The sequence below is a fragment of the Lysinibacillus sp. FSL M8-0134 genome, from assembly GCF_038069745.1.
In the GTDB taxonomy this organism is placed as follows: domain Bacteria; phylum Bacillota; class Bacilli; order Bacillales_A; family Planococcaceae; genus Lysinibacillus; species Lysinibacillus irui.
This window is the reverse complement of record NZ_JBBPAJ010000002.1, coordinates 301129-312655: the sequence shown is the minus strand read 5'-3', so window position 1 is coordinate 312655 and position 11527 is coordinate 301129. Positions and strand designations below refer to the sequence as shown.

Here is an 11527-nt window from a genome sequence, read left to right as displayed (position 1 = left end):
AAACCAGTTCATTTCCAGCTTTGTCTAACTTTATAAGAAGGGAGGGTTTATTATGACAACTGATGACAAAGAAAAATTGCTTTATGAAGTAATGGATCAACATGGGGATTATTTAAAAAGATTAATTTATACATATGTAAAAGAAATTCAGAAGACGGAGGATCTTTTACAAGAAGTTTTTATTAAATTTTATAAAAGCCTTGATGTCTTTGAAGGACGTTCTACTATTAAAACATATTTATATCGAATAGCAGTGAATGAATGTCAAAATTACTTAAAAAGCTGGCATTATAAAAAATTTGAAGTGACAGAAAGAGTGAAAAATTGGTTAAAGAGAGACTCTATTGAACTAGATGTTTTACGCCAAGAGCAAAATCAGTCTATAGGGCAAATAGTGAATTCTTTACCCATCAAATATCGAGAAGTAATTTGGCTCCACTATTATGTTGAATTATCAATAGCAGAAATGGCTGAAGTGTTAAAATGCTCTCCCAACACAGTTAAGACCAGGTTAGCTAGAGGGCGGAAATTAGCAAAAATAACGATAGAGGAGGGTAATTTAGAATATGAGTATTAAAAATGAACTGGAGAAATCAATACCTACGTCTATTAAATTTACAAAGAAAGATAGAGCAGATATTTTGGCTAAAATAAACCAATCTCCTAATTATAAATATCAGTGGAAACCTTTGGTGGTTTCTATTTTTGCAGTTGTCCTAATTGGAATTAGTCTCTTACCTACTCTTCAAACAGTAGAGAAAACTACAATAGATTCTCCCTTAGCTACTACAGATACGCGTGATGAGTCTCAATTAGTAGAAAGTACTGCTATAAAGCCACTTCCACCTCTAACAGAAGAAATAAAAAAACAGTACTATGCGCAATATGTAAAAATTATAGAGGAGGCTATGGCGCTGAAATCAGGTTTAAACATTGCTGTTGGACCAATGGAGGATTTCGAAGATGAATATTGGATTTCACCTGAAGAATTTGAAAAGAATGTCCAATCTTGGGTAAAACAACATTTAGCCACAGAACGCGAAAGAATTAATAACTACCTGATTACACCAGAACCTGTAATTACCAATGACGATGGTAGTACTACTAAAAAAACCTATATGTACTTCCCTGATATTTTAAGAACTGTTGAAGTAACAGGGGATTTTGAAACGCAATATGATGCATCCCACAAACGCCAACTGTTTTCTTCTGTTGAAAATGTTTCTACAAGCCTAATAAAAACGCAATCAGGAACGTGGAAGCAAACCTCCTATAAAACAGCGTTAATTGACGATGGGCGAACATTTAGTATTCAAATAGAGGGGATATTTGAGCTAAATACAATACAATACGAGAAGAGGTTTACCATTGAATTTTACTGTGATGAAAATGGCAAAATCTTTTAATCGTGACCACTAAATTAATTTCTCCGAATTTAATTCATCAATTTTCTTATACGGTCTCTTTTTCTCTTGGCTTTATAAAATTGCTCATCACCATTTGTCTGGACGTTCTAAAAAAGAAAAATAAAGGTTTTCAATTTTGATTGGGTTTTAAGAGGGGGCAGATAGTTGAGCGGGCCTATAAAGAAGCCCACAGTTATGAAGATATGATTTATCAGCTATTAGAAAAGTTGAATCCGGATGAAAGAAGGATTAGGTGATACTAATAAATAGTAGAGAAAATCATATTTTCTCTACTTATTGTACATGGGATATTTCGGGTATTTTGAAGCTGGTATTGTATTTAGCAATTCCCATATAATTAATGTTGTAAAGGGAAGATTGGGAGGTATGGAATGTTAATTAAATCCAATGAAGATTTGCTTGTTTTATTAGACGGTTTGTTGCGTGAGCCCCAACATTTCTGGAATGACTTTTATGATACATTTCAAAATATTCCTTTCTTTGTGAATAAGCCTGACGAAAATCTTGTACACTACTTTGAGAAGAATATGATTAATCCTGGTAAAGTGTTGGAAATTGGCTGTGGTGCTGGACGAAATGCTATTTATTTAGCTAAAAATGGATGTTTCGTGGTTGGAGTGGACATATCCGATAACGCACTGAAATGGGCTCAAAGAAGAATGAATGAAGAAAATGTCAATATAGAATTCGTCTGCGCTAATATTTTTGAGTTGGATTATGAACAGAATAGTTTTGACTTTATTTATGATTCAGGATGTTTTCATCATATAGCGCCACATCGTCGTGTTAGTTATATAGATATGATTGATAAATTATTAAAACCAGGTGGCTACTTTGCTTTATGCTCGTTTGAGGAAAATGGTGCATATGGCGGTTCTGCCATGACGGATGAAGAAGTATATTTAAAACGAAGTTTAGAGGGAGGACTTGGCTATACACAAAATCAATTAAAAGAAATATTTCACTTTTTAGAGGAGATAGAAATAAGAAAAATGTTATCTAGGTCTACGGATGATCTATATTTCGGATTAGATGGATTTATTGTAGGATTATTTAAAAAAGAAATAGCTAGGTAAACAAAGATGAGAAAAATTAAAGTGGTATTGTCAGAGTATGACTTGAATTGGGAAGAACAATTTTTATATGAGAAAAGAAGAATTCAAAAAGTTATTGGACATGCATTATTAGGGATTGAGCACATCGGTAGCACATCTATCAAAGGTTTGAAGGCCAAGCCCATTATTGATATTCTACTAGGCGTCAAAAGTATAGAGGAGGTGCCAGAATTAATAGAGGCGCTAAGTAATATTGACTATGAATACGTTCCGAAGCTAGAGCTAATGGATAGAAGATTTTTTAGAAAAGGGTTATGGGGCCAAGGAACATGTCATTTACATGTATGTGAATATAACAGTAAAGAGTGGAATGATAAATGCCTGTTCCGAGATTATCTCCGAATAAATCCTCAAGCAGCGAAAGAATATGAAACGTTAAAAGAACAGCTTGCTAATCACTTTCAGTATGATCGCCAAACCTATACCAAGAAAAAAGGGCCGTTCATTCAAAAAATTATTGCTAGGGCAAAAGTTGAAGACTTACTATAAAAGCCATTCTCAACAATATAGAGAATGGCTTTCTTCTATTATAAATAGTCTATCTAGCAAGCTCGACAACGGTATCATAAAAAATATTAGTTGCTACAATAATATCTTCATCTGAACTGTATTCTAAAGGATTGTGACTAATACCGTCCTTTGAACGGACGAATAACATCCCAATCGGTGCAATTTCCGCGATATTCATGGCGTCATGCCCAGCACCACTGATGAGGGAGTAAGGACGTATTCCCTGTTTTTCAATGCTTGTAGCTAATTGTTGTTGTAGCGCTGTATTTGTTTTTGCAGGTTTAATGCGCTGTAACACTTTAGAAGTCAATGTGACATGTCTTCGTTTAGCAATCAGTTGCAGTTGTTGCAATATGGCAGCCTCTAATGTACTTACTTTATTTTCGTCAATATCCCGTAGATCAATCGAGAATGTGACCTTGCCAGGAATAACGTTTGTGCCATTTGGAGAGACAGTCAACTTGCCGACAGTTGCGACAGATTCAGTTGTGTCATTTAATAGCTGCTCAATAGTTAAAATCATTTCACTTGCTGCAGTTAGCGCATCCTGACGAAGCGGCATAGGTGTTGCACCAGCGTGTTCGCTGACACCTGTTACGGTTACCTCTAGCCATAATGGGGCTGCTATGCCTGTTACAACACCGACGGGTAGATCTTCATTCTCTAATACTTTTCCTTGCTCAATATGCATTTCTAAATAAGCTGTAATGTCATTACGTTGTGCATTTATTAAAGGATAAGGAGTCAAGTTGAATTCCTTCATTGCCTCTTCAATGGAGATGCCAACTTCATCTTTATGCTGTAATTGTTCCTCTGTTAATAGGCCAGCCATTGCGCTACTGCCAAGTAGACCAAAGCTAAATCTCGTACCTTCCTCATCTTTAAAGGCGACAACTTGAATTTTTTTTGAAGGTAGTAACTGTTGCTCGTGCATAGTATGTACCACTTCAATTGCCGCTAGCACACCTAATGCACCATCATATTTACCGCCTTCTGGTACTGTATCAATATGAGAGCCTAGCATTATGGTTTCATTACCCTCACCATAAGTTCCAATAAGGTTTCCAACTGCATCGACTGTTACACGCATTCCTGCTTGTTCCATATAAGTTGTGACTAACTCAATGGCTTGCTTTTCTTCCGGCGTGAACGAGAAACGATTAATACCACCTGTTGCTTCATTACGGCCAATTTGGCTTAAGTCTTGAAGATGCTGTAAGAGTCTATCTCCATTAATCATGACAATCACTCTTTCATTTGGAATTGGAAGTGGCATTGACCTTCACGCAAGACAAATTGGTCATGAACCACCTCTAAATTTTTATTGTACCCTTTGGCAATAGAGGGGTCGATCACTTTGCAATATAAAATGCCGTATTTGCCCATATCATCATCAGCCCATTGTTGACCTAGTGGGCAGTGAGTAAATGTTTGTTCTACCTCATTTTCTTTATAGACGGTTTCAATTTCAAATAAATCACTACGGCCCATATCATAGTTTGTTAAATAGTTATCCACTGAATTTTCTAGGCCGTTTGTGCGTGCACGTTGAGCAATACCTTGGCCCCGTTTATGGCCGAAACGTTCGACTGCGCGCATGATGACCTGTTCACCCGCTTCACCAAACTCATCTACAACTGGCTTAGCAATTTGTGCAAACATTTTTGAAAAACGGGCGAACGTTGTTAAATCCGCAAATTTCTCTTCACCTTCCACGATCGATGGTAAATATTCAAAGAAAGTATGATTTTCGCCTTCTGCTGTTGCCTTCTTAGCCATGGCTTCAGCGTCCTTTAAACCAAATGCCTCTAAACCTTTTTGTATTAATTCACGACCATGCTCCCCATATTGCTCTGTAATGGAGAGATGTAACTCTGTAAACATTTTTGCCGTAATTACGTCCATGGATAAAGCCTTCATCATTAATTTTTCCCTTGCCATTAGTATGAGCCCCCTCAATACAAATCTTATTGATTTACTTGGATTTTATTTTTATTATAGAGGTGGCTAGTAAATGAAATCAAATGAATATTTACACAATTTATTATGAAAAAAAATCATAAAAGGAGATGGCGGTAATATGGCAACATTGGCACAATATATTGCTTTCCATACGCTGATCAATACGGGGAATTTTACAGAAACAGGATTAAAGCTAAATCTTACACAGTCTTCAATCAGTCACACGATTAGTAATTTAGAGGCAGAATTTGGTTTGTCACTAATTATTCGAAACCGTAACAATATTGTTTTAACGAGTGAGGGAAAGATTATTTATGAGCATATCTCAAAGATATTGCAGCAACAGCAGCAACTAGAAACCTCAGTCGCTAAATTAAAAAACCTAATTGGTGGTACGTTATCCGTTGGTATTCTACCAAGTGTTTCACTTGTCTTACTGCCAAAGGTTTTAGCGTACTTTGAACAGCATCATCCGGATTTACACATTCGTTTGTTGGAAGGGGATTATGACCAAATAGAGGATTGGTTACATAATGGGGTAGTAGATATTGGATTTTTAGTACAACCACATTCTAAACATCTTGTATTTGACGCGATTTTTGATGATGAACTTGTCTGCATCATGGCGAAGGAGCATCCATTAGCAAAAGAGAGTGAACTTAACATTGAGCAATTACAGGATGAACGTTGGATTATGCCTAAACGTACTATTGACCGAGATGTATCAAGGGTTTTAGCCAAACATAAAATCCACCCGAATGTGGTATATGAATTATCGGTCGATCAGGTCATTTTAACAATGGTTAATGAAAATTTAGGTATTTCCATTGTTCCGAATTCTCTCTTACTACATGCGCCAAGTAGTTTGATTAGAAAAAAATTTTCTCAAGCATATATTCGACAGGTTGGAATTGCATACAAACACAGTGTTCATCTTTCTCCGGGGGCTTTAAAGTTTGTAGAAATATCGAAATACTTTGCATCCTTTTTACAAATTTAGTTATTGACAATTAAAATAACCCGAACTATTATCTGATAAAACCAATTGGGATTGTTTACTTTAATCAGATGGAGGACGTTTGGGTTATGCATACGATTGTTTATGTTGAGATATTTATCTATTTACTCGCAATGCTTGGAGTTGGGATTTACTTTAGCAAAAAAGATTTATCACATAATGATTACTTTCTAGGGGGCAATAAACTACCTGGCTGGGCGCTAGCCTTTTCAGAACGAGCTACTGGGGAGTCAGCCTACATGTTTTTAGGGGCAATTGGCTTTATTTATGTAGCAGGACTTTCTGGCATTTGGATTTTATCAGGCATGCTCTTAGGGGTAGTTGCTTCATGGTTATTTTTATCAAAACGTTTTATGACTGAGCAACAAAAATATAAGGTGAATAGTTTAACAGACTATATTGCTGTCAAATTTCCAAAGCATGCTGACATTATTCGTTGGCTAGCTTCTGCGGTTATGGTGTTATTCTTTGTTTGTTATTTAGCTGCTCAATTTTCAGGGATGGGCAAAACGATTTACTCCTTCTCAGGATTAAACATTACTTGGGGTACAATTATTATTGGTGCAATAATAATTGCCTATTCATGTATGGGAGGATTTATGTCTGTTGTGTGGACAGATACAATCCAAAGTTTTTTAATGCTCATCTCATTTATTATTGTCCCTATCGCGGCTTATATGGAAATCCAACATCAGGGTTTAAGCATTTCAACAGAGCTTGCGAATATGGGCAATGGTGCGGATAGCTGGGTGGGCGGCTTAAATGGACTTGCTTTAGGAGCTATGCTATTTACAAATCTGTCATGGTTCTTTGGTTGGCTAGGCGGACAACCTCAATTAAGCTCTCGTTTTATGGCTATTACAACTGAAAAAGAGCGCATTACAGGACGTAATATGGCCATCATTTGGACGCTCATTGTATATGTAGGTGCTTTCTTATCAGCTATTTTCGCATCCACTTTGTATAAACAAGGCTCTATAGAAGACCCAGAGATGATTTTACCTCATATGGTATTTGAAATCTTACCACCGTGGGTTGCGGGAATTATTGTTGCAGGTATTTTAGCAGCAATTATGTCCACAGCATCATCACAATTATTAGTGATTACAACGTCTATAAGTGAGGATATTATCCACAAGACATTACGTTGGAATGTTTCTAGTAAAAAACTAGTTCACCTTTCTCGTCTAGTTGCAGTGATTAGTGGGATTGTAGGTATTATTATTTCACTTAAATCAGGCTCAGTCATTTATAATTTAGTTTCCTTTGCATGGGCAGGGATTGGTAATACATTTTCTGTTGTCATTCTTTTAATCTTTTTCTGGAAACGTGTTTCAGGTATTGGGGTCATTGCCACAATTGTTGTAGGTTTCATTAGTGCAATTGCATGGTCTCTCTCTCCTATGGAGGCCATTGTTTCGGCTAAGGCAGCGACATTCTTTATTTGCTTAATTGTTGGGGTTATCGTGTCTTTAGTATGTCCTGATAAAGAGCAAGAGCAAATAAAAGTGTAGAAGTTTAAAAGTATTTTGGAATAATAAGTGGAACTCCTGTTTTGAAGATATTTCTCAAAATAGGAGTTTTCTTTTTATACAATTGAAATATGATAAAAGGAAGAGCAACCACTCTAACAGGAAATTACATAATGTGTGGACCTTTTAGATAAACGATGGATATGCAAAAATGAAGCAAGGGGGTTAGGAAGTTGTTTAATGATTTTAAGGTTTTAGATGAAGGTCCTGTTTATGTGCAATTAAAGAAATATGTTCAAGATATGATTGTCAAGGGACATCTATTGGAGCATCAAAAGCTTCCATCTACCCGTGAACTTAGTAAGTTATTAACAGTCAGTAGAAATACAGTGTTGAACGCATATGCCGAATTAGAGCAAGATGGCATTATCTATGCAGTGAAGGGCAAAGGGCATTTTGTTGGAAAGGTTACTACATTAAAAACATCGTCTATTATTGAAATGGATTGGAAGAAGAGGTTAAATGATACGACTTTATTAGCAGATGAAATTGATTTAATAAGACAAGATATACACTGGCAAAAGGGCATGATTTCTTTTATTAGTATAGCCCCAGAAGAAAAGCTTTTTGATGTTGAAAACTTCAAAAGGGCATTCCTCACAAGAATGTCCATTGAAGGAGATATTGTTTTAAATTATGGCTATGCAAAGGGATATAAACCTTTAATTGATTACCTTCTTGGTTATATGGAAATGAAGGGTGTAGATATTTCTAATAAAGATATTTTGATTACTAATGGTTTTACGGAGGGGCTAGATATATTATTGTCCTCTTTCGCCAAAAAGTCAGGGCGTGTTCTATGTGAAAACCCTACGCATCATGCAGCATTGAAGCTTTTCCATATGCATGGATTAGACATTCATGGGATCGATATGAGTGATGATGGGGTTGATATAGGTCAGGTGGAACAAGACTTAGCGGAAAAGCAATTTGATTTTGCCTATTTCATCCCGTCCTATCATAATCCAACTGGAATCGTCACTTCTTCTGAAAAAAGGAATGCTATTTTCCAGCTCTTTTCAAAATACCAAATCCCCATTGTAGAGGATGGCTTTAACGAAGAATTAAGGTACACAGGTTCTCATTTGGCACCACTGATAGCCTTTAGCGGATCAGGTAATAACATTGTCTATATTGGCAGCTTCTCTAAAATCCTATTTCCAGGCCTACGTGTTGGCTGGATTTTAGCAGATAAAGAATTAATCAGTTATTTAGAGAGCATGAAAAGAGCTCGAACGATTCATACATCGACATTAGATCAGGCGGTGTTATACCAATATTTGCAGGATGGCTATTTTGAAAAATATTTAAAGAAGGCAAGGTCTGTTTATAAGAAAAAATATGAGCTTGCTCGTCAAGCTTGTATGCAATATATTCCCTTTAGCAGAATAACAGGTGATGGGGGCCTCCATCTTTTTATAGAGCTAGAAGAGGGTGTAGATGCACGGATACTATTGGAGAAATGTTATAACAAGGGTGTCGTGTTTTATCCGGGAGATGTATTTTTCACAAATGGAAGAGGTAATAATACATTTCGTTTAGGATTTTCTCGATTATCAGACGAGGATATAATTCGTGGAATTCAAATCATCGGTGATACATTGAAAAATGACATGAGGGGTTGAGAAAATGAAGGTTGGCGTAATCATGGGTGGCACTTCCTCCGAAAAGCAAGTTTCGATTATGACTGGTAAGGAAATGGTCGCTCAATTAGATAAGCACAAATACGATGTTGTTGCCATTACGTTGGATGACAACAAAGAGGTAATAGATAAGGTTCGTGACATTGATGTGGCGTTGCTGGCACTACACGGTAAGTTTGGAGAGGACGGTACGATTCAAGGTGTATTAGAAGCATTGGATATCCCTTATACCGGGAGCGGTCTGTTAGCTAGTAGTTTGTGTATGGATAAAAATATGACTAAAAAAATACTACGCTATGAAGGGGTTGCTACACCTAATTGGCTGCACTTTGTTAAGGGCGAGGAGCTTCCTTTACAGAATATAGAGCTTATGGGCTATCCACTTGTTGTTAAACCGAATGCGGATGGCTCAAGTGTAGGTGTTCACATCGTTCACGATCGGAGTGCCTTATTAGCTGCTGTTACGGACGTATTTAAATCGAATAACGAAATTATTATCGAGGAGTATTTGATCGGTGACGAGATTACATGCGGGATACTGAATGAGGAGCTATTACCTGTCCTATCAATCAAACATACGGCAGTATTTTTTGATTATAAGGCGAAATATGATGATACTTCCACGATAGAGGAGCCAATAGAACTTCCGCCTGCTATTCATGAACGAGTAGCAAAGGCTGCTATGATTAGTTACAAGGCATTAAAATGTAGCGTTTATGCTAGAGTGGATATGTTGGTTAAGAATGGCGTTCCTTATGTGCTGGAGGTTAATACACTCCCTGGAATGACACCAAATAGCTTACTACCAAAAAGTGCACAGGCTGCTGGAATTAGCTATTCAGCATTATTGGATAGCATTATTGAAAGCTCCTTACAGATTAAGAGAAATGGATAAAATAGAGAAAACACCTTTTGTTTTTGCGAACAAAAGGTGTTTTTGACTTTTTTAAGATTTTGCTAATTCAATAAAACCTTCTCCAAAAACGTCTCTTACATCATGAATGGCAATAAAGGCGTCTTTGTCGACCTCTTTGACAATTTTTTTGAGCTTTACAACTTCTTGCTTACTAATCACAATATACAGGATTTCCTTTTGTTCCTTTGTATAATAGCCATGGCCTGCAAGAACTGTAACACCACGATTCATATAAGCAGTCACCTGTCCAGCAATTTCTTCAGGTTTTTTGGAGATAATTGTAACAGCCTTTTTAGGGTTAACCCCCTCAATGACAAACTCCATCACCTTTGTGCCGATATAGAGCATAATAATCGTTAGCATTAACGCCTCTGCCCCAATAATAAAGTAAGATGAAAAAGCGACAATTAAATCAAAGAATAGAAGTCCATAGCTAATACTCCAACCAAGATATTTGTTAGTAATTCTAGCTAAAATCGTAGAGCCTGCCGTTGTACCACCAACTCTTATAATCAAGCCAATGCCGACTCCGGCAAAAACGCCACCAAAAATCGTATTGACGATAATTTCATCTGAGGAAATAGACCAAGATTCTGTTAAATGTAAGAACAGCGAGTGGAAGGAGACCGCAATAATTGTGTAGATTGTCGTTTGCCTATTTAAAAATTTATAGCCGATGATCAGTAAAACTGCGTTCATAACAAAGCTGACAATACTTGGCGACCATCCGAACAAATAGTAAGCTATAATTGTTAAGCCTGTTACGCCACCCTCACCCAAATCATTCGGAATAACAAATAAGTTAACCGCTAGGGCAAAAAGCAAAGCTCCAAGCATAATCATAAAAATATCAATAACGTATTTTTTCATTCACATAACACCACCATATCGAAGTTTATTTTTTTCTTAAATTCCATACTATATCAGGTTTTCTCTAAATGATATACTTTTTAGAATGTTCATTTGTGATATATCGACAATAATTAGTTTGTCTTTAGAAGGAATATTGAAACTTGACATATTGTAGATAGAATTTATAATAATCGTAACAATTCAAGGAGGATTATTAAAAAATGACACATGCTATGAGACTACGTTTCCCAATGTTGAACCAATAACTAAATAGGGTCAAAAACTCTGTTTGTGAAATCAGAGTAAACGGGATAGTCTGTCCTTTTTTAATCATCTTCATATGTATAAGAAAAGGGAAGCAAGGGCTTCTTTTTTAGTGAGAATAAATCTACACTATCTCTTTTACTTTTCAACACAGACAAAACCAAGTCTGTGTTTTTTTATTGAATATAGGGAGGGAAATGTAATGTACAGTCTATTATTCTTTTGATACGAGCTTTTAATAGAAGCTCGTATCGATACCATAGCTATCGATACGAAATAATTAAATTT

The 11527-nt window shown here is 36.3% G+C and carries 12 protein-coding genes; 9 read left to right on the top strand and 3 right to left on the bottom strand.

The genetic code is table 11. The features are described 5' to 3' along the window. Positions 1–52 precede the first annotated feature (52 nt). The 4 genes from MKY49_RS21435 (at position 53) to MKY49_RS21420 (ending at position 3031) form a co-directional block, all read left to right on the top strand. Positions 53–577, top strand: a complete 525-nt coding sequence (locus MKY49_RS21435; RefSeq protein WP_312506573.1) for a sigma-70 family RNA polymerase sigma factor — start codon at positions 53–55, stop codon at positions 575–577. Continuing rightward, the gene (locus tag MKY49_RS21430; protein WP_341387058.1) at positions 567–1406 is read left to right on the top strand and encodes a hypothetical protein; all 840 of its coding nucleotides are present in this window, start codon (positions 567–569) and stop codon (positions 1404–1406) included. The genes MKY49_RS21435 and MKY49_RS21430 overlap by 11 nt, the downstream gene beginning before the upstream one ends. A gap of 392 nt (positions 1407–1798) precedes the next feature. Then, positions 1799–2503 carry a class I SAM-dependent methyltransferase gene (locus MKY49_RS21425; RefSeq protein ID WP_341387057.1) on the top strand — a complete coding sequence of 235 codons (705 nt, stop codon included), beginning with the start codon at positions 1799–1801 and terminating at the stop codon, positions 2501–2503. Positions 2504–2509: 6 nt separating this feature from the next. Continuing rightward, positions 2510–3031, top strand: a complete 522-nt coding sequence (locus tag MKY49_RS21420) for a GrpB family protein (protein ID WP_274794886.1) — start codon at positions 2510–2512, stop codon at positions 3029–3031. A gap of 49 nt (positions 3032–3080) precedes the next feature. On the opposite strand, the gene MKY49_RS21415 is transcribed toward MKY49_RS21420, so the two are convergent. Together MKY49_RS21415 and MKY49_RS21410 are read right to left on the bottom strand one after the other, a co-directional pair. Beyond that, positions 3081–4292 (bottom strand): Zn-dependent hydrolase, encoded by a 1212-nt coding sequence (locus MKY49_RS21415; RefSeq protein WP_341387056.1) that lies wholly within the window; start codon positions 4290–4292, stop codon positions 3081–3083. A 5-nt stretch (positions 4293–4297) separates the two neighbouring features. Then, the gene (locus MKY49_RS21410) at positions 4298–4993 is read right to left on the bottom strand and encodes an L-2-amino-thiazoline-4-carboxylic acid hydrolase (RefSeq protein WP_341387055.1); all 696 of its coding nucleotides are present in this window, start codon (positions 4991–4993) and stop codon (positions 4298–4300) included. A 139-nt stretch (positions 4994–5132) separates the two neighbouring features. Between MKY49_RS21410 and MKY49_RS21405 the strand changes: the two genes are divergently transcribed. The 4 genes from MKY49_RS21405 (at position 5133) to MKY49_RS21390 (ending at position 10102) form a co-directional block, all read left to right on the top strand. Next, positions 5133–6014: a LysR family transcriptional regulator gene (locus MKY49_RS21405; RefSeq protein ID WP_274794883.1), complete on the top strand. Its 882-nt coding sequence runs from the start codon at positions 5133–5135 to the stop codon at positions 6012–6014. 86 nt (positions 6015–6100) lie between these two features. Next, positions 6101–7546, top strand: a complete 1446-nt coding sequence (locus MKY49_RS21400) for a sodium/proline symporter (protein WP_274794882.1) — start codon at positions 6101–6103, stop codon at positions 7544–7546. Between the two features lie 191 nt (positions 7547–7737). After that, complete coding sequence (pdxR, locus tag MKY49_RS21395; RefSeq protein WP_341387053.1) at positions 7738–9189, top strand: MocR-like pyridoxine biosynthesis transcription factor PdxR; 1452 nt, start codon at positions 7738–7740, stop codon at positions 9187–9189. Between the two features lie 4 nt (positions 9190–9193). Next, positions 9194–10102 carry a D-alanine--D-alanine ligase gene (locus MKY49_RS21390; RefSeq protein WP_341387052.1) on the top strand — a complete coding sequence of 303 codons (909 nt, stop codon included), beginning with the start codon at positions 9194–9196 and terminating at the stop codon, positions 10100–10102. Between the two features lie 51 nt (positions 10103–10153). On the opposite strand, the gene MKY49_RS21385 is transcribed toward MKY49_RS21390, so the two are convergent. Continuing rightward, positions 10154–10993: a YitT family protein gene (locus MKY49_RS21385; protein WP_274794879.1), complete on the bottom strand. Its 840-nt coding sequence runs from the start codon at positions 10991–10993 to the stop codon at positions 10154–10156. Between the two features lie 203 nt (positions 10994–11196). Between MKY49_RS21385 and MKY49_RS23075 the strand changes: the two genes are divergently transcribed. Further along, on the top strand, positions 11197–11241 hold the full coding sequence (locus MKY49_RS23075) for an erythromycin resistance leader peptide (RefSeq protein WP_112118014.1): 45 nt from the start codon (positions 11197–11199) through the stop codon (positions 11239–11241). Positions 11242–11527 lie beyond the last annotated feature (286 nt).

Excerpts from the sequence above, each read along its gene's own strand:
- MKY49_RS21435 (WP_312506573.1), top strand. The coding sequence starts at position 53 with ATGACAACTGATGACAAAGAAAAATTGCTTTATGAAGTAATGGATCAA.
- MKY49_RS21430 (WP_341387058.1), top strand. The coding sequence starts at position 567 with ATGAGTATTAAAAATGAACTGGAGAAATCAATACCTACGTCTATTAAA.
- MKY49_RS21425 (WP_341387057.1), top strand. The coding sequence starts at position 1,799 with ATGTTAATTAAATCCAATGAAGATTTGCTTGTTTTATTAGACGGTTTG.
- MKY49_RS21420 (WP_274794886.1), top strand. The coding sequence starts at position 2,510 with ATGAGAAAAATTAAAGTGGTATTGTCAGAGTATGACTTGAATTGGGAA.
- MKY49_RS21415 (WP_341387056.1), bottom strand. The coding sequence starts at position 4,292 with ATGATTAATGGAGATAGACTCTTACAGCATCTTCAAGACTTAAGCCAA.
- MKY49_RS21410 (WP_341387055.1), bottom strand. The coding sequence starts at position 4,993 with ATGGCAAGGGAAAAATTAATGATGAAGGCTTTATCCATGGACGTAATT.
- MKY49_RS21405 (WP_274794883.1), top strand. The coding sequence starts at position 5,133 with ATGGCAACATTGGCACAATATATTGCTTTCCATACGCTGATCAATACG.
- MKY49_RS21400 (WP_274794882.1), top strand. The coding sequence starts at position 6,101 with ATGCATACGATTGTTTATGTTGAGATATTTATCTATTTACTCGCAATG.
- MKY49_RS21390 (WP_341387052.1), top strand. The coding sequence starts at position 9,194 with ATGAAGGTTGGCGTAATCATGGGTGGCACTTCCTCCGAAAAGCAAGTT.
- MKY49_RS21385 (WP_274794879.1), bottom strand. The coding sequence starts at position 10,993 with ATGAAAAAATACGTTATTGATATTTTTATGATTATGCTTGGAGCTTTG.